We start from the raw sequence: 17,057 nt of genomic DNA, 5'->3' as shown, positions 1-17,057 counted from the left end.
GTGACCAAGTCGCTGACCTGCGATGTTGTGGTCGTCGGGGCCGGGATGGTCGGGGCGGCCAGTGCCTTGTACGCCGTTCGGGCGGGGCTGAGTGTCGTACTGGTGGACCGGGGGCCGGTGGCCGGGGGTACGACCGGGGCGGGGGAGGGGAATCTGCTCGTCTCGGACAAGGAACCGGGGCCCGAGCTCGAACTCGCCCTGCTCTCCGGGCGGTTGTGGGCCGATCTTGCCGCTGAGGCCGGAGTGGCCGGGGCCGTCGAGTACGAGGCCAAGGGCGGGGTCGTCGTGGCGTCCGCACCTGAGGGGCTCGCGGCGTTGGAGCGGTTTGCCGTCGGGCAGCGCCCCGCCGGTGTCGAGGCCGTGTCCGTTGCCGCCGGTGAACTCCATGATCTGGAGCCCTGCTTGGCGAAGGGGCTCGCGGGCGGTGTCCTCTATCCGCAGGACGCCCAGGTGATGCCGACACTGGCCGCAGCCCATCTCGTACGGCTCGCCCGCGCGGCCGGTGCCGAGTTGCGGACCGGGTGGACGGTCACGGAGGTGCTGCGCACGGCGGCCGGGGCGGTGCGTGGAGTCCGTACATCTCATGGTGATGTGCACGCGCCCGCCGTCGTCAACGCCGCCGGGACCTGGGGCGGAGAACTGGCCGCGCTGGCCGGGGTGTCCCTGCCCGTGCTGCCCCGGCGTGGATTCGTCCTGGTCACCGAGCCGCTGCCCCGCCGGGTGCGGCACAAGGTGTACGCCGCCGACTACGTGGCCGACGTGGCCAGTGACTCGGCCGCGCTGCAGACCTCCCCGGTGGTCGAGGGCACGGCGGCGGGACCGGTACTGATCGGTGCCAGCCGGGAACGGGTCGGCTTCGACCGCTCCTTCTCCCTGCCCGTCGCCCGGGCGCTCGCGGCGGGGGCGACCCGGCTGTTCCCCTTCCTGTCGGAGGTCAGGGCCATGCGCAGCTACCTCGGGTTCCGTCCGTACCTGCCCGACCATCTGCCCGCGATCGGGCCGGACGCGCGCGTGCCCGGGCTCTTCCACGCGTGCGGGCACGAGGGCGCGGGCATCGGACTCGCCACCGGGACGGGCCACTTGATCGCCCAGGTGCTGGCGGAGAAGGCCCCCGATCTGGACCTCGCGCCGTTCCGCCCCGACCGCTTTCCCGATCCGGTGACCGAGGAGGCTCCATGACGCCCCGCACTCCGCTCGACCTGGTCGACGCCCGGCCCGGGCCCGCCTTCACCGTCACCTTCGACGGCCGGGAGATCACCGTCCTGCCCGGTCAGACGATCGCCGCCGCGCTCTGGTCTGCGGGCGTCACGTCCTGGCGTACGACCCGGGGGAGCGGCGAGCCGCGCGGTGTCTTCTGTGGCATCGGGGTGTGCTTCGACTGTCTGGTGAGTGTCAACGGGCGGGTGAACCAACGGGCTTGTCTGGTCCGGGCCGAGGCCGGGGACGTGATCCGCACGCAGGAAGGGACCGGTCACCATGACTGAACGACGCCGCCTCGCGGTGATCGGCGCCGGCCCCGCCGGACTCACGGCCGCCCTCGCCGCCGCGGCTCGCGGTGTGCTGGTGACCCTGGTCGACTCCGCCCCGCAGGCGGGCGGGCAGTTCTACCGCCAGACCGCTCCGGAGCTCGGGGCCCGTCGTCCGCAGGCCCTGCATCACCAGTGGCGTACCTGGGAACGGCTTCGGGACGGACTCGCGGCGCACATCGGCGCAGGACGTGTCACTCATCTGACGGGTCATCATGTGTGGTTCGTGGAGCGGCAGTCCGGCACCTCCACCGCCGATGACACCGCCCGAGGCTCCTTCGCCGTCCACGCTCTGCTCGGGCCCGAGCAGGAAGAGCCCGTCACCGTTCACGCGGACGCCGTGCTGCTCGCCACCGGTGGGTACGAGAAGGTGCTCCCGTTTCCCGGCTGGACCCTCCCCGGAGTGGTGACCGCGGGTGGGGCGCAGGCCATGCTCAAGGGCGGGCTCGTGCTGCCGGGGCGTACCGCCGTGGTGGCCGGGGCCGGGCCGTTGCTGCTGCCCGTGGCCGTCGGGCTCGCCTCGGCCGGGGCGAAGGTCGCGGCCCTCGTGGAGTCCGCCGACCCCCGGAACCTCGCTCGGCAGGCCCGGGTGCTCGCCGCCCATCCCGCGAAACTCGCCGAAGGCGCCCGGTACGCGGCCGAGTTGGCACGTCACCGAGTCAGGGCCCAGGTTCGCAGCACGGTCGTCGCCGCACACGGCACCGGGCGGCTCGAAGCCGTCACCGTCGCCTCCCTCGATGGTGACGGGCGGGTCCGGCCGGGAACCGGGCGGCGCGTCCCCTGCGACACCCTCGCCGTCGGCCACGGCATGCTCCCGCACACCGACCTCGCCGAAGCGCTCGGCTGCCGTCTCGACGGGGTCGCCGTCGCCGTGGACGACGAACAGCGCACCGACGTGCCCGGCGTCTGGGCCGCCGGCGAGGCCACGGGGATCGGCGGCGCGGCGCTCGCGTCGGCCGAGGGCCGGATCGCCGGACTGTCCATCGCGGCGCGGCTCGACTCCCGTACGCCCGGAAGGAGTTCGTACGCCTCGGCCGCCAAGGCGCGTGCCGGGCTGCGGGAGTTCTTCGCCGCCGTAGACACGGTCTGTGCTCCGCCCGCCCATTGGACCGAGCAGGTCACCGACGACACCGTCGTGTGCCGGTGCGAGGAGGTGCCCGCCTCCGCGATCCGGGAGGCTGTCGACGAGCTCGGGGCCGGGGACGTACGCACCGTGAAACTGCTGACCAGGGCCGGGATGGGCTGGTGCCAGGGACGGATGTGCGGGCCCGCCGTGGCGGGGCTCGCGCGCTGTCCGGAGACACCCTCCCGACGGCCGTTCGCCCGGCCGGTGCCCCTCGGGGTGCTGGCTCGCGAGCCCGGCGAACCCTCATGACACGTCACCCTCCACCGAAAACCGTCTACCGAAACCGGATGGGACCCCTCATGACCGACGGCAACGTCAACGACAACCGTCCCTGGCACGGCGTCCTCGTCGCCACCGCCCTCCCGCTCAACGACGACCTCTCCGTCAACCTCGACAAGTACACGGACCACTGCACGTGGCTCGTCGAGAACGGCTGCGACGGGGTCGTACCGAACGGCTCGCTCGGCGAGTACCAGGTGCTCACCCCGCAGGAGCGGGCCAAGGTCGTGGAGACCGCCGTGGTCGCGATCGGTGGGCGGCGCGTGATGCCGGGCGTGGCTGCGTACGGATCCGCCGAGGCCCGCCGCTGGGCCGAGCAGGCACGCGACGCGGGCTGCGCCTCCGTGATGCTGCTGCCTCCGAACGCGTACCGCGCCGACGAGCGCTCGGTCCTCGCCCACTACGCGGAGGTGGCCAAGGCGGGCGTGCCGATCGTCGCGTACAACAACCCCATCGACACCAAGGTCGACCTCGTGCCCGAGCTGCTCGCGAAGCTGCACGGCGAGGGGTACATCCACGGGGTCAAGGAGTTCTCCGGTGACGTACGCCGCGCCTACCGCATCGCCGAACTCGCCCCGGAACTCGACCTGTTGATCGGCGCCGACGACGTGCTGCTGGAACTGGCGGTCGCGGGGGCCAAGGGCTGGGTGGCCGGCTACCCGAACGCGCTGCCCTCCGCGTCCGTCGCGCTGTACCGCGCCGCCGTCGCGGGAGATCTGGACACCGCGGGCAAGCTCTACCGCCAGCTGCACCCCTTGCTGCGCTGGGACTCGAAGACCGAGTTCGTGCAGGCCATCAAGTTGTCGATGGACATCGTGGGGCGGCACGGCGGTCCGGTACGTGCGCCGCGCGTGCCGCTCCTTCCCGAGCAGGAGCAGGCCGTGCGCGAGGCCACCGAACGGGCCGTCGCGGCCGGGCTCGCCTGAGCCGCAGTCCCGCAATCCCGGACGCCCGCCCGCAGGCACGCGGCCACGATCTCGATCTCTGCCTCGCAGGAGACCTCACCCCTCAGGGAGCCCCATGCGCAGCAAACTCGTCCTGCACGCCGTCGACTCGCACACCGAGGGCATGCCGACCCGTGTGATCACCGGAGGCATCGGCACGGTCCCGGGCGCGACCATGAACGAGCGGCGGCTGTACTTCCGTGAACACCGTGACGACATCAAGCAGTTGCTGATGAACGAGCCGCGCGGCCACTCGGCGATGAGCGGTGCGATCCTCCAGCCGCCGACCCGTCCCGACTGCGACTACGGCGTCATCTACATCGAGGTGTCGGGCTATCTCCCGATGTGCGGGCACGGGACCATCGGGGTCGCGACCGTCCTCGTGGAGACCGGCATGGTCGAGGTCGTCGAGCCGGTGACCACCATCCGCCTCGACACCCCGGCGGGGCTCGTCGTCGCCGAGGTGGCGGTGGAGGACGGCGCGGCCAAGGCGGTCACGCTCAGGAACGTGCCATCCTTCTCCGTCGCCCTGGACCGCAAGATCCAGCTCGCCGACGGGCGGACGGTGACCTACGACCTGGCGTACGGTGGAAACTTCTACGCGATCCTGCCGCTCGACCAGTTCGGGCTGCCCTTCGACCGGGCCCGCAAGGACGACATCCTCGCGGCCGGGCTCTCGCTGATGGACGCCATCAACGCCGAGGGGGAGCCCGTCCACCCCGAGGATCCGTCCATCCGGGGCTGTCACCATGTGCAGCTCACCGCCCCGGGCTCGACGGCCCGGCACTCGCGGCACGCGATGGCCATCCACCCCGGCTGGTTCGACCGCTCACCCTGCGGCACGGGCACCTCCGCGCGCATGGCGCAGCTGCACGCACGCGGCGAACTCCCCCTGAACACCGAGTTCTTGAACGAGTCCTTCATCGGTACCCACTTCACCGGCCGGCTCCTCGACACCACCGAGGTCGCCGGGATCCCGGCCGTCCTGCCAAGCTTCACCGGGCGTGCCTGGGTGACCGGCACGGCCCAGTATCTGCTCGACCCCACCGACCCGTTCCCGGCGGGCTTCGTCCTCTGAAGCCCCCGACCACGACAAGGAAATCCCCGATGCCCGCCCAGCGCGCCAGCGCCCCCGCCCTGCCCTCGCTGGGCGGCAAGAAGCCCAGCTACCGCGAGCGTGTCGCGGACGCGCTGCGGGCCGCCCTCATCGCCGGGGAACTGCGTCCGGGCGAGGTGTACTCCGCACCGGCCCTCGCCGCCCGCTTCGGTGTCTCGGCCACACCCGTCCGCGAGGCCATGCTCGACCTCGCCAAGGAGGGCCTGGTCGACACCGTGCCGAACAAGGGTTTCCGGGTCACCGCCGTCTCCGAGAAGCAGCTCGACGAGTACACGCACATCCGCTCGCTCATCGAGATCCCCACGACCGTGTCGCTCGCCGCCACCGCCGACCCCGTCGCCCTGGAGGCACTGCGCCCGGCCGCCCAGGAGAGTGTCACCGCGGCCGCGACCGGTGACCTCATCGCGCACGTCGAGGCGGACATGCGCTTCCACCTCGGCCTCCTCGCCCTCGCGGGCAACGACCACCTGGTCGAGGTGGTCCGCGACCTCCGCAAGCGCTCCCGCCTCTACGGCCTGCACGCGCTGGTGAAGGCGGGCCGCCTGGAGGCCTCCGCCGCGGAGCACCTGGACATCCTCGACGCGCTCATCGCCCGCGACGAGGGGGCGGTACGGGCCGTCATGACCCGCCACCTCGGACACGTACGGGGGTTGTGGGCGGCCGAGTGACCTCGGCGGCGACACGCTGCCGGACAACCCGCCTCATCCGCACCCCCATGCTCTCCTGAGTGCGCCCCGGCAGCCGCGAGAAGGACGCACGTTGAGCAAGCGCATCCGCAGGTCTCCGCTCCTCCGCAGATCCGCGTTCCTCCCCAGATCCCCGCGCCTGCGCGGATCCCTGGTCGCCGCAGTCGCTGCCGTCGCCGTGGCCGCGCCGGCCGTCCACGCCCAGGGCGCCTCCGCCGCGGTCGCCTCCCCCGAGACCGAGGCCGCCGCGGAGGCCCCCGACCACGATCTGCTCAGCAAGCGGGGCGAGCGGACCCAGCGCGCCCGGGCCCTGGCCCTCGCCAAGGTCGCCGCCGGACGGGCGACCCCTGAGACGCGCGGCTCCTCGCAGCGCATCGAGTACCGCGAGGGCTCGTACGCGGAGACGGCCCGCACCGCGGACCGGATCTTCGTGCTGCCGGTGGAGTTCAGCGACTACACGCACAACCGGACCCCCGAACCCGACCGCGCCACCGACAACGCCACGGTGTGGACCCGGGACTACAGCCGGGCCTACTACCAGCGGCAGATCTTCGGCACGGCGGACCTGGCCGCGGGCGACACCCTCAGGTCGTACTTCCGGCGCCAGTCCAGCGGCGTCTACTCGATCACCGGCACCGTTCACGACTGGACCCGCGTCGACCACCCCCTCGCGCACTACGGCACCGACGCCTGCCGGAAGAACGGCGTCGCCGTCTCGACGTACTACTGCAACGAGCAGCTCGTCACCGACGGCCTGAACAAGTGGTACGAGGACCAGCGCGCGACGGGCCGTACCGCCGCCTCGCTGGCCAAGTACCTTGCCACGTACGACACCTGGGACCGCAACGACCACGACCGGGACGGGATCTTCAACGAACCCGACGGTTATCTCGACCGCGTGATGCTGACGTTCGCGGGGGAGTCGCAGGCCAACGGCGGTGGCGTCAACGGCACCGATGCCATCGGCTCCCACCGCGGCTCCGTCAGCTATCTCCAGTCCGGTGCGGGCAAGTTGGGCCCCGCCAACGGAAACCGCGACGGCGGCAGCCAGGTCGGCGACTCGGGCATCTGGGTCAACGACTACACGATGACCAACGAGAACAGGGGACTTGGCACACTGGCCCACGAGTACGGCCACGACCTGGGTCTGCCCGATCTGTACGACACCTCCGGCGGCGAGAACTCGACCGGCTTCTGGTCGGTCATGTCGCACGGCTCACTGCTCTCGAACGAGGCCGAACTGTCTGCCCATCCTGCCGACTTGGGCGCGTGGGCCAAACTGCGGCTCGGCTGGCTCGACCATGCGACGGCGAACGTCGGCACCCCCTCGACCGTCGTCCTGAACCCGCTGTCGGTCGACTCCTCCACACAGGGCAAGGAAGCCCTTCTGGTGACGCTCCCCGCTGACGCTGACGGTAACGCGCGCTACTACGTCGTCGAGAACCGGCAGTACGTCGGAGAGGACAGGTACCTCAAGTCCGGTCCTTTCCAGCTCGGTTGGCGCTCCACGCTGCCCAGGCTCAAGGAACGGCTGCACTACGAGAGCGGCACGCTGATCTGGTACTGGAACACCAAGTACCGGGACAACAGGACCAAGGCGAACGGCGGCCACGGTCAGATCCTGCCCGTCGACGCACACGCCGAGCCCGCCCTGGACACCTCCGGGGCCGTGATCCGGGGCCGCCTCCAGACGTACGACGCTCCCTTCGGCCGCCGGCCGACCGCGCCGCTCACCTTCCACCAGAACGGCGTGGAGACGACGATCCCGTCCCGGCCGGGCGTCCCGGTCCTTGCGGGACCCGACGGCACCACGATCACCGTGGACGAGGAGTACGCCGACGGCCGAGTGAAGGTTTCGGTCGGTTCGTCCGGCTGACCGCCCTCCCCTGTGGGGCTCCTCCGGACTGCGATACAACTGGAGCATGGCAAAGATCCTCATCAGCGCCGACATGGAGGGCGCCACCGGGGTGACCTGGCCGGCCGACGTACTGCCGGGCACACCGCAGTGGGAGCGGTGCCGGTCGATGTTCACCTCGGACGTGAACGCGGCCGTCCTCGGCTTCCTCGACGGCGGTGCCGACGAGGTCCTCATCAACGAGGCCCACTGGACCATGCGCAACCTGCTCCTGGAGCAGCTCGACGAACGGGCGCAGATGCTCACCGGGCGGCACAAGTCGCTGTCCATGGTGGAGGGCGTGCAGCACGGCGACGTCGACGGCATCGCGTTCGTCGGCTACCACGCGGGAGCGGGCATGGAGGGCGTCCTCGCCCACACCTACCTCGCCAACTCGATCACCGGCGTCTGGATCAACGACGTACGCGCCAGCGAGGGCCTGCTCAACGCGCATGTCGTCGCCGAGTACGGCGTCCCCGTCGTCCTCGTCACCGGCGACGACGTGGCCTGCGAGGACGCGCTGGGCTACGCCCCCGAGGCACTGAAGGTCGCCGTCAAGGACCATGTCTCGCGGTACGCGGCCGTGTGCCGCACACCGGCGCGTACGGCAGCGGACATCCGCGCCGCCGCCAAGGAGGCCACGCGGCTCGCGGTGCGGCACGAGCCCGTGGAGGGCGGCCCGTTCACCGTGGCCCTGGAGTTCGACGCCGAGCACCTTGCGATGGCGGCCACCGTCGTCCCGGGTGTCGAGCGCGCCGGGGAGCGGAAGGCCGCGTACACCAGCCCGACCATGTACGAGGGGATTCGTACCTTCAAGGCGGTCACCACGATCGTCTCGGCCGCCGTGGAGGAGACCTATGGCTGACAACAAGAGCGCGACCGACGAGCACGCGGCCAGGGACGGGGCGGTCGACGGGCAGGCCCTCGACGAGGTCGTCCGGTTCACCTCCGATCTCATCCGGATCGACACGACGAACCGCGGCGGCGGGGACTGCCAGGAGCGGCCGGCAGCCGAGTACGCGGCCGCGCTGCTCTCCGAGGCGGGCCTGGAGCCGACACTCCTGGAGCGCACGAAGGGGCGGGCGAACGTCGTCGCGCGCCTGGAGGGCACCGACCCGTCCGCCGACGCGCTGCTCGTCCACGGTCACCTGGACGTCGTACCGGCGCAGGCGGAGGACTGGAGCGTGCACCCGTTCTCCGGGGAGGTCCGCGACGGGGTCGTCTGGGGCCGGGGCGCGGTCGACATGAAGAACATGGACGCGATGATCCTCGCGGTCGTACGGCAGTGGGCCCGCTCCGGCGTGCGCCCCCGGCGCGACCTCGTGATCGCCTTCACCGCGGACGAGGAGGCGAGCGCCGAGGACGGCTCGGGCTTCCTCGCCGACGAGCATCCGGGGCTCTTCGAGGGGTGCACCGAGGGCATCAGCGAGTCCGGCGCCTTCACCTTCCACGACGGCTCCGGCCGGGAGCTGTACCCCGTCGCGGCGGGCGAGCGCGGCACCGGCTGGCTGAAGCTCACCGCACGTGGCCGGGCCGGTCACGGCTCCAAGGTGAACCGGGAGAACTCCGTGACCCGGCTGGCCGCCGCGATCGCGCGGATCGGCGCCCACGAGTGGCCCGTACGGCTCACCCCGACGGTCCGCGCCGCGCTCACCGAGATGGCCGCGGTGTACGGAATCGCGCCCGACCTCGACGATGTGGATGTTCTGCTGCACAAGCTCGGCCCTGCCGCCTCGCTCGTCGAGGCCACCGTGCGCAACAGCGCCAACCCGACCATGCTGAACGCCGGTTACAAGGTCAACGTCATTCCCGGGGAGGCCGTCGCCTACGTGGACGGACGCTATCTGCCCGGCACCGAGGACGAGTTCCGCGCGACCCTTGACCGGCTCACCGGTCCGGACGTGGAGTGGGAGTTCCACCACCGTGAGGTGGCCCTGCAGGCACCGGTGGACTCGACGACGTACGCCAACATGCGTGCCGCCGTGGAGGAGTTCGCGCCCGAGGGGCATGTCGTGCCGTACTGCATGTCGGGCGGCACGGACGCCAAGCAGTTCTCGCGCCTCGGCATCACCGGATACGGATTCGCGCCGCTGAAGCTCCCGCCGGGCTTCGACTACCAGGCCCTCTTCCACGGGGTCGACGAACGCGTGCCCGTGGAGGCGCTGCACTTCGGCGTCCGGGTACTCGACCGCTTTCTGCGCACGGCCTAGGGAAAAATGGGGGACATCGTGCAGACCCTGGCCTACGGTTCCTGGCCCTCGCCCATCGACGCGTCGCTCGCCGCCGCGCACGACGGACACCCCGACTTCGTCGGCTTCGTCGGCGACGAGGTCTGGTGGACCGAGCCCCGGCCCACCGAGGGCGGTCGCCGTGCTCTCGTGCGCCGCCGCGCCGACGGCACCGAGGAATCGGTACTGCCCGCCCCCTGGAACGTGCGCAGCCGTGTCATGGAGTACGGCGGACACCCCTGGGCCGGGGCGGTCGGCGACGACGGCCCGCTGGTGGTGTTCGTCAACTTCGCCGACCAGCGGCTGTACGCGTACGAGCCCGCCCGCCCCGACAAGGAGCCGCGCCCCCTGACTCCCGTGTCGCTGGTGGGCGGCGGACTGCGCTGGGTGGACCCGCAGATGCATCCCGAACTCGGCGAGGTCTGGTGCGTACTGGAGGAGTTCACCGGCGACGGGCCGACCGACGTGCGCCGGGTCGTCGCCGCGGTGCCGCTGGACGGGTCGGCCGCGCAGGACCAGGACGCGGTGCGTGAACTCACCGACGGGCAGCACCGGTTCGTCACCGGGCCGCGCATCTCGCCCGACGGACGGCGCGCGGTCTGGCTGGCCTGGGACCACCCGCGGATGCCGTGGGACGGGACCGAACTGATGGTGGCCGACGTCGGCCCAGACGGGACGCTGCGGGGGACCCGGAAGGCCGCCGGCGGCCCGGACGAGGCGATCGCCCAGGCCGACTGGTCCGCCGACGGCACCCTGCTGTACGCGAGCGACCGCTCCGGCTGGTGGAACCTCTACCGCGACGGTGAGGCGATCTGCACGCGCGAGGAGGAGTTCGCCGGGCCGCTGTGGACGGTCGGGCGCCGCTGGTTCGCGCCCCTGGAGAGCGGACTGATCGCCGTCGTGCACGGCCGGGGCGCCGCCGCGCTCGGCATCCTCGACCCGGAGACCGGCGAGGTCGTCGACGCGGCCGGACCCTGGACCGAGTACGCGGCCACGCTCGCCGCCGACGGCAGCAGGGTCGCCGCCGTCGCGGCCAGCCCGCGCAGCGCCTACGAGGTCGTCGAACTGGACGCCCGTACCGGCAGGGCGCGAGTCATCGGCGCCCCTCACGACGACCCGGTGGACCCCGCGTACTACCCGGAACCGCAGATCCGCACGTTCAGCGGGCCCGCCGGGCGGGAGATCCACGCGCACATCTACCCGCCGCACCACCCCGGCCATGTCGCCCCCGGCGACGAACTCCCGCCGTACGTCGTGTGGGCGCACGGCGGCCCCACCGGCCGCGCCCCGCTCGTCCTCGACCTGCAGATCGCGTACTTCACCTCGCGGGGCATCGGGGTCGCCGAGGTCAACTACGGCGGATCCACCGGGTACGGCCGCGAGTACCGCAACCGGCTGCGCGAGCAGTGGGGTGTCGTGGACGTCGAGGACTGCGCGGCCGTCGCGCTCGCCCTCGCCGAGGAGGGGACCGCCGACCGCGACCGGCTCGCCGTCCGCGGCGGCAGCGCGGGCGGCTGGACCACGGCCGCGTCCCTGGTGAGCACCGACGTGTATGCCTGCGGGACGATCATCTACCCCATCCTCGACCTGGCGGGCTGGGGCGCGGGCGAGACCCACGACTTCGAGTCCCAGTACCTGGAGACCCTGGTCGGACCGCTCGCGGAGGTCCCCGGCCGGTACGCCGAGCGCTCGCCCACCGAGCACGCCGACCGCGTCACCGTGCCCTTCCTGCTCCTCCAGGGCCTCGACGACGTCATCTGCCCGCCCGCGCAGTGCGAGCGGTTCCTGGCCAGGCTGGAGGAGCGGGCACGACCGCTGCCGCACGCCTACATCGCCTTCGAGGGCGAGGGCCACGGCTTTCGGCGGGCCGACACGATGGTGCGGGCCCTGGAGGCCGAACTCTCCCTGTACGCCCAGGTGTTCGGCCTGAATCCGCCAGGCGTCCCCACTCTGGAGCTCGCCAAGTGAAGGGACTCGTGCGTCCTCGGCGGCTGGTTCGCGGAGCCCGTGTCGCCGTCGTCGCGCCGAGCGGTCCCGTGCCCGAGGAGCGGCTGCAGGCGGGCCTCGACATCCTGCGCGGCTGGGACCTGGATCCGGTCGTGGCACCCCATGTCCTGGACCGGCACGGCACGTTCGACTACCTGGCGGGCACCGACGCCGACCGGGCCGCCGACCTCCAGTCCGCCTGGTGCGACCCGACCGTGGACGCCGTGCTGTGCGCCCGCGGCGGCTACGGCGTACAGCGCATGGCCGAGCTGCTCGACTGGGACGCGCTGCGGGCCGCGGGCCCCAAGGTGTTCCTCGGCTTCAGCGACATCACGGCCCTGCACGAGGCCTTCGCGACGCGGCTGGGGCTCGTGACACTGCACGGACCGATGGCCGCGGGCATCGACTTCATCAAGAACGCCCGCGCCCAGGAGCAGCTGCGGGCGACGCTCTTCGAACCGGAGTCGGTGCGGACCCTCACCTCGTCCGGGAGCGCGCTGGTGCCCGGTCGGGCCAGAGGCGTCCTGCTCGGCGGCTGCCTGAGCCTCCTCGCCGCCGACCTCGGCACCCCCCACGCCCGGTCCTCGGCGCGCGGCGGCCTCCTCTGCCTGGAGGACGTGAACGAGGAGACCTACCGCCTGGACCGCTACCTGACCCAACTCCTGCGCGCAGGCTGGCTCGACGGCGTCACCGGGGTCCTGCTCGGCTCCTGGGAGCGGTGCGACCCGTACGACCGGATCCGGGCCCTCGTCCTCGACCGGCTCGGCGGGCTCGGGGTGCCGATCGCCGAGGAGTTCGGCTTCGGGCACTGCGAGGGGGCGCTGACGGTCCCCTTCGGGGTGCCGGCGGAGCTGGACGCCGAGGCCGGGACGCTGACACTGGACGTGCCCGCGCTGGCCTGACGCCGGTGACGGCGGTGGGGGGGCATGACGGTCGACTCACCCCTGTGGCCCCCTGCCTCACCCGGAGGAACCTCTCACCGCGCGTGACCCCCGCTCCCCGGCCCATCCTGGGCGCATGAGCCCGAAGACCTCGGAGAGCAGCGGTGGCGGCGGCAGGGCAGGCGGCGGGAACCTGATGACGCCCGGGCGGGTGTCCGTCATCGCGCTGGCCGTGCTCGCGCTGATCTTCATCTTCGAGAACACCCGCGCCACCAAGATCCGCCTGCTGATCCCCGAGGTCACCATGCCCCTGTGGATGGCACTCCTCGGCACGGCGGTGATCGGCGCGCTGTGCGGGGCGTATTTCATGAAGCGCCGAAGCTGACCGGCCGGGGTGCCCCGTCAAGGGGCGCGGGGGAACTGCGCGGCCAGCCCCCACCGGCCCGCGGTTGATGCCGTGCTTCCGGCGGAGCGCTACCGTGACGGTATGCATGGCACGACCCCATACCTCGCCGAAGGCACCACCGTGGGCATACGTCACTACACCCACGAGGACGGCGCCGAGTTCATCGCCCGGGCGCGTGAGAGCAAGGCGCTGCACCAGCCCTGGCTGTTCCCGCCGGTCAATGCCGCCTCCTACGCCTCCTACGCGGGACGGCTGATCGAGGACCCGACGAAGGCCGGGTTCCTCGTCTGTGAGAGGGACGGCGGAGGGATCGCCGGGTTCATCAACATCAACAACATCGTGGAGGGCGCCTTCCAGTGCGGGGCGCTCGGCTACGGGGCCTTCGCGCACGCGGCCGGACGCGGACTGATGGGGGAGGGGCTCGACCTGGTGGTGCGGTACGCGTTCGGCGGGCTCGGACTGCACCGGCTGGAGATCAACGTCCAGCCGGACAACGCCGCCTCGATCGCGCTGGCCCGTCGCTGCGGCTTCCGTCTTGAGGGCTTCTCGCCGGAGTTCCTCTTCATCGACGGGGCCTGGCGGGACCACGAACGATGGGCCATCACCGCCGATATGATTCGAACATGAGTCCCATCCGGAACCTTGTCGTCCTGGACGCCCCGTCGAACCTGGGCCTTCGCCCACCGGCTCCGGGTACCGTCCCCGGCTGCTACAAGCTCGCCGGCGCCCTGCGCGAGCAGCGGATCGTACGGCGGCTGCACGCCCTGGAGGGCGGCGTGGTCGTACCGCCGCGCTACGACCGGGGCGACTGGCAGGAGGGCGACGGCGTCTTCAACGCCGCCGCGATCGCCACCTACACACGCACGCTCGCCGACCGCGTCGAAGGGCACGTACGGGCCGGGGAGCTGCCCGTCGTCCTCGGCGGCGACTGCTCCATCCAGCTCGGCGCCTCGCTCGCGCTGCGGCGGATCGGCCGGTACGGGCTCGTGGCGGTGGACGCCTCCCACGACTTCCGGCACCCGGGCAACTCCGAGAGGGTCGGCGCGGCGGGCGGCGAGGAGGTGGCCCTGGCGACCGGGCGCGGGCAGGACGACCTGACGGACCTGGAGGGGCTGAAGCCCTATCTGCGGGACGAGGACGTGCGGTTCTTCGGAATCCGGGACGAGTTCGAGGAGGACCGGGCCGAACTCGCCGCGCTGAAGATCCCCACGGTGACCGTCGGCGACGTGCGCGAGTGGGGCGCCGACGCCCTGGCCCGGGCCACCGCCGAGGCCTTCGACGTACCGGAGCTGGACGGCTTCTGGGTGCACCTCGACGCCGACGTGCTCGACCCGTCCGTGATGCCGGCCGTCGACAGCCCCGACCCCGGCGGACTGCTGCCCGACGAACTGACCGCGCTCCTGCGGCCGTTGGTGAACTCCCCGCACTGCGTCGGCTTCAACGTCACCATCTACGACCCCGACCTGGACCCGGACGGGACCGCCGGCGCCCTGCTCGCCGACATCGTCGTGGCGGCCTTTGCGCAATCCTGACCGGGAGTGCCCCTGGTCGGCTCGCCGTCCACGCTGTTCCATGGTCGACGTGACGACCATCCGACGTGACGTACTGACGCTGCCGGCCGCGGAGTTGGGCCCCAGCAACCCACTCCCTCCGTTGCGTCCGCTCGACGAGACGCACCACGTGGACGAGCGGGAACGCGAGGGCCTGCCACGCGACATGGCTCGCCAGATCGGCTACGAGCCACTGCGCAGCCTCCTGCCCGAACGCGTCCGCGACGGGTACGGGAGAACGCGGGCACCCCGCGAGGTCGAGGCGATCGTCATCGAGAACGACCGGCTGCGCGCGACCGTGCTGCCGGGCTACGGCGGCCGTGTCGTGTCCCTCTTCCACAAGCCGTCCGACCGCGAACTCCTCTACCGCAACCCGGTGTTGCAGCCCGCCGACTTCGCGCTCAACGGCGCCTGGTTCTCCGGCGGCATCGAATGGAACATCGGCGCCACCGGACACTCGACCCTCGCCTGTGCACCCCTGCACGCGGCCCGCGTCGCCGCGCCCGACGGCGGCGAGATGCTGCGCCTGTGGGAGTGGGAACGGTTGCGCGACCTGCCGTTCCAGGTCGACCTGTGGCTGCCCGAGGGCTCCGACTTCCTGTACGTCGGCGTACGCGTCCGCAATCCGCACGAGAAGGCCGCGCCGCTGTACTGGTGGTCCAACACCGCCGTCCCCGAGGAGCGCCGGGTGCTCGCGCCCGCCGAGGAGGCGTGGCACTTCGGCTACGAGCGCCGGCTGCGGCGGGTGCCGGTACCGGTGTGCGAGGGCGCCGACCGGACGTATCCGCCGCGTGGCGAGCATCCGGCCGACTACTTCTACGAGGTGCCCGACGGGCAGCGGCGCTGGATCGCCGCCCTGGACGAGACGGGGCAGGGGCTCGTGCAGACGTCCACCGACGGACTCCGCGGCCGCAAGCTCTTCGTGTGGGGATCGGGCACCGGCGGCCGGCGGTGGCAGGAGTGGCTCACCGAGCCCGGCACCGGCGGCTACTGCGAGATCCAGGCCGGGCTCGCCCGCACACAGTTGGAACACCTCCGCCTCGACGCGGAGAGCGAGGTGGCGTGGCTGGAGGCGTACGGGCCGCTGACGGCCGACGCGGAGACCGTGCACGGCACCGACTGGGCCGCGGCCCGCTCCGGAGTCGAGGAACGGCTCCAACAGGTCCTGCCACGTGGGGAATTCGAGGCAGCGTACGAGAACTGGCGGGCGTCCGCCGACACCGAACCCGGTGAGGTGCTGGCCGTCGGATCCGGCTGGGGCGCGCTCGAAGTCCTGCGCGGCGACCTCAAGTTGCCCGGCACCCCCTTCGAGGAGGACACGCTTGGGGACGCGCAGGCGCCCTGGGTGGAGCTGCTCCGGTCCGGCGCCTTCCCGGAGCCGCGCCGGGTGGGACCGCCCGGGGAGACGCTCGTCGCCCGGCACTGGCGGGACATGCTGGAGACGGCACCCGCGAAGCCGTTCACCGAGTACCACCTGGGCGTCGCCCAATGGCATGCCGACGACCGCGCACAGGCCGTACGCAGCTGGGAGCGGGCCCTGGAACTCGCCCCGTCCCTCTGGCCGTTGCTGCGCTGCCTCGCCGTCGCCGACCAGGAGGCGGGCAACCGGGAACGGGCCGCCGACCGGTACATGGACGCCTTCGACGACCTGTGCCGGGAGCGGCGCGACAACAAAGAGGCCTGGACGGCTGCCACGGCCGCGCTCGGCCGGGAGGCGATCACCGCACTGCTCGCTGCGCGGCGGACGACGGACGCGCGCTCGGTGTGGGAGCGACTGCGCCCGGCGACCCGCGAACGCGGCCGGTTCCGGCTGATCGAGGCGGAGTTGCTGCTCGCCGAGGGTGACAAGGACGCGGCACGCGCGGTCTTCGACGCGGGGTTCGAGGTGGCCGACCTGCGGGAAGGGGCCGAGGCGATCGGGGTGCTCTGGTCCCGCATCACCGACGAACCGCTGCCCGCGCGCTACGACTTCAGGATGCGGCCGCCCGGCTCCGACGGCGCCGGGTGACCTACTCGGCCGCGCGGCGGTCCACGTACTCGTACACGTAGCCGTCCGGGTGCATCGCGATCAGGTTGCGGCCGACCGGTGTCGCCACCGGGCCCGCCACGACGTGGGCACCCGAGTCGGTGAGGACCCGGTGGGCTTCGTCGACGTCCGTCACCGCGATGGTCGCCGAGACCTTGCGGAGCACCTCCAACTCCGACTCCGGTCCGCTCATCAACAAGAAGCAGCCGACGGCCGCGACGGAGACCCCGCCGCGCTCGAAGCGGAGCGCCGGTCCGCCCGCCAGCTTCTCGTAGAAGGGGACCGCAGTCTCCAGGTCGTCGACGCAGATGCGCAGCGTGGCTCCCAGAATGTCCATGGGGACGAGCCTAGTTGGGGCCGGCCGGGAACGAGATCGTTTCGTACGGATCCCGGGACGCGGGCCGGGGT

16 protein-coding genes are annotated in these 17,057 nt (G+C 72.1%); 15 read left to right on the top strand and 1 reads right to left on the bottom strand.

Translation table 11 applies throughout. The features are described from left to right. From QF035_RS12460 to QF035_RS12390, 15 genes are all read left to right on the top strand, one after another. Positions 1 to 1,179: an NAD(P)/FAD-dependent oxidoreductase gene (locus tag QF035_RS12460; protein WP_307520255.1), complete on the top strand. Its 1,179-nt coding sequence runs from the start codon at positions 1 to 3 to the stop codon at positions 1,177 to 1,179. Next, positions 1,176 to 1,484: a (2Fe-2S)-binding protein gene (locus QF035_RS12455; RefSeq protein ID WP_307520254.1), complete on the top strand. Its 309-nt coding sequence runs from the start codon at positions 1,176 to 1,178 to the stop codon at positions 1,482 to 1,484. The genes QF035_RS12460 and QF035_RS12455 overlap by 4 nt, the downstream gene beginning before the upstream one ends. Beyond that, positions 1,477 to 2,901 (top strand): FAD/NAD(P)-dependent oxidoreductase, encoded by a 1,425-nt coding sequence (locus QF035_RS12450; protein WP_307520252.1) that lies wholly within the window; start codon positions 1,477 to 1,479, stop codon positions 2,899 to 2,901. Before QF035_RS12455 ends, QF035_RS12450 begins: the two co-directional genes overlap by 8 nt. Before the next feature lie 38 nt (positions 2,902 to 2,939). After that, positions 2,940 to 3,857, top strand: a complete 918-nt coding sequence (locus tag QF035_RS12445; RefSeq protein WP_307520251.1) for a dihydrodipicolinate synthase family protein — start codon at positions 2,940 to 2,942, stop codon at positions 3,855 to 3,857. Positions 3,858 to 3,951: 94 nt separating this feature from the next. Then, positions 3,952 to 4,953, top strand: coding sequence for a proline racemase family protein (locus tag QF035_RS12440; protein WP_055617473.1), 1,002 nt, complete (start codon positions 3,952 to 3,954; stop codon positions 4,951 to 4,953). A gap of 29 nt (positions 4,954 to 4,982) precedes the next feature. Continuing rightward, positions 4,983 to 5,660 (top strand): GntR family transcriptional regulator, encoded by a 678-nt coding sequence (locus tag QF035_RS12435; RefSeq protein ID WP_307520249.1) that lies wholly within the window; start codon positions 4,983 to 4,985, stop codon positions 5,658 to 5,660. A gap of 91 nt (positions 5,661 to 5,751) precedes the next feature. Next, complete coding sequence (locus QF035_RS12430; protein WP_307520248.1) at positions 5,752 to 7,554, top strand: immune inhibitor A domain-containing protein; 1,803 nt, start codon at positions 5,752 to 5,754, stop codon at positions 7,552 to 7,554. A 46-nt stretch (positions 7,555 to 7,600) separates the two neighbouring features. After that, positions 7,601 to 8,437 (top strand): M55 family metallopeptidase, encoded by an 837-nt coding sequence (locus tag QF035_RS12425; RefSeq protein ID WP_307520246.1) that lies wholly within the window; start codon positions 7,601 to 7,603, stop codon positions 8,435 to 8,437. Next, the gene (locus tag QF035_RS12420; protein WP_307520244.1) at positions 8,430 to 9,782 is read left to right on the top strand and encodes a M20/M25/M40 family metallo-hydrolase; all 1,353 of its coding nucleotides are present in this window, start codon (positions 8,430 to 8,432) and stop codon (positions 9,780 to 9,782) included. The genes QF035_RS12425 and QF035_RS12420 overlap by 8 nt, the downstream gene beginning before the upstream one ends. Before the next feature lie 6 nt (positions 9,783 to 9,788). Beyond that, the gene (locus QF035_RS12415; RefSeq protein ID WP_307520243.1) at positions 9,789 to 11,768 is read left to right on the top strand and encodes a prolyl oligopeptidase family serine peptidase; all 1,980 of its coding nucleotides are present in this window, start codon (positions 9,789 to 9,791) and stop codon (positions 11,766 to 11,768) included. Further along, entirely contained in the window at positions 11,765 to 12,688 is a 924-nt protein-coding gene (locus QF035_RS12410) for a S66 peptidase family protein (RefSeq protein WP_307520241.1), read from the top strand. The genes QF035_RS12415 and QF035_RS12410 overlap by 4 nt, the downstream gene beginning before the upstream one ends. Before the next feature lie 115 nt (positions 12,689 to 12,803). Further along, positions 12,804 to 13,052, top strand: a complete 249-nt coding sequence (locus QF035_RS12405) for a LapA family protein (RefSeq protein ID WP_307520240.1) — start codon at positions 12,804 to 12,806, stop codon at positions 13,050 to 13,052. 102 nt (positions 13,053 to 13,154) lie between these two features. Continuing rightward, positions 13,155 to 13,700, top strand: coding sequence for a GNAT family N-acetyltransferase (locus QF035_RS12400; protein ID WP_307520238.1), 546 nt, complete (start codon positions 13,155 to 13,157; stop codon positions 13,698 to 13,700). A gap of 5 nt (positions 13,701 to 13,705) precedes the next feature. Next, the gene (locus tag QF035_RS12395) at positions 13,706 to 14,605 is read left to right on the top strand and encodes an arginase family protein (RefSeq protein ID WP_307531065.1); all 900 of its coding nucleotides are present in this window, start codon (positions 13,706 to 13,708) and stop codon (positions 14,603 to 14,605) included. Between the two features lie 40 nt (positions 14,606 to 14,645). Next, positions 14,646 to 16,631 (top strand): DUF5107 domain-containing protein, encoded by a 1,986-nt coding sequence (locus tag QF035_RS12390; RefSeq protein ID WP_307520236.1) that lies wholly within the window; start codon positions 14,646 to 14,648, stop codon positions 16,629 to 16,631. Position 16,632: 1 nt separating this feature from the next. Here QF035_RS12390 and QF035_RS12385 read toward each other — a convergent pair whose 3' ends face one another. Further along, on the bottom strand, positions 16,633 to 16,986 hold the full coding sequence (locus QF035_RS12385; RefSeq protein ID WP_307520235.1) for a VOC family protein: 354 nt from the start codon (positions 16,984 to 16,986) through the stop codon (positions 16,633 to 16,635). Positions 16,987 to 17,057: the final 71 nt, after the last annotated feature.

It is taken from the genome of Streptomyces umbrinus (assembly GCF_030817415.1).
GTDB lineage: Bacteria > Actinomycetota > Actinomycetes > Streptomycetales > Streptomycetaceae > Streptomyces > Streptomyces umbrinus_A.
Note: the sequence above shows the minus strand (reverse complement) of the source record. Positions and strands in the feature narration are given on the sequence as shown.

Coding starts and splice junctions, on each gene's coding strand:
- QF035_RS12455 (WP_307520254.1), top strand. CDS start 1,176: ATGACGCCCCGCACTCCGCTCGACCTGGTCGACGCCCGGCCCGGGCCC.
- QF035_RS12450 (WP_307520252.1), top strand. CDS start 1,477: ATGACTGAACGACGCCGCCTCGCGGTGATCGGCGCCGGCCCCGCCGGA.
- QF035_RS12445 (WP_307520251.1), top strand. CDS start 2,940: ATGGGACCCCTCATGACCGACGGCAACGTCAACGACAACCGTCCCTGG.
- QF035_RS12440 (WP_055617473.1), top strand. CDS start 3,952: ATGCGCAGCAAACTCGTCCTGCACGCCGTCGACTCGCACACCGAGGGC.
- QF035_RS12435 (WP_307520249.1), top strand. CDS start 4,983: ATGCCCGCCCAGCGCGCCAGCGCCCCCGCCCTGCCCTCGCTGGGCGGC.
- QF035_RS12425 (WP_307520246.1), top strand. CDS start 7,601: ATGGCAAAGATCCTCATCAGCGCCGACATGGAGGGCGCCACCGGGGTG.
- QF035_RS12420 (WP_307520244.1), top strand. CDS start 8,430: ATGGCTGACAACAAGAGCGCGACCGACGAGCACGCGGCCAGGGACGGG.
- QF035_RS12415 (WP_307520243.1), top strand. CDS start 9,789: ATGGGGGACATCGTGCAGACCCTGGCCTACGGTTCCTGGCCCTCGCCC.
- QF035_RS12405 (WP_307520240.1), top strand. CDS start 12,804: ATGAGCCCGAAGACCTCGGAGAGCAGCGGTGGCGGCGGCAGGGCAGGC.
- QF035_RS12400 (WP_307520238.1), top strand. CDS start 13,155: ATGCATGGCACGACCCCATACCTCGCCGAAGGCACCACCGTGGGCATA.
- QF035_RS12390 (WP_307520236.1), top strand. CDS start 14,646: ATGGTCGACGTGACGACCATCCGACGTGACGTACTGACGCTGCCGGCC.
- QF035_RS12385 (WP_307520235.1), bottom strand. CDS start 16,986: ATGGACATTCTGGGAGCCACGCTGCGCATCTGCGTCGACGACCTGGAG.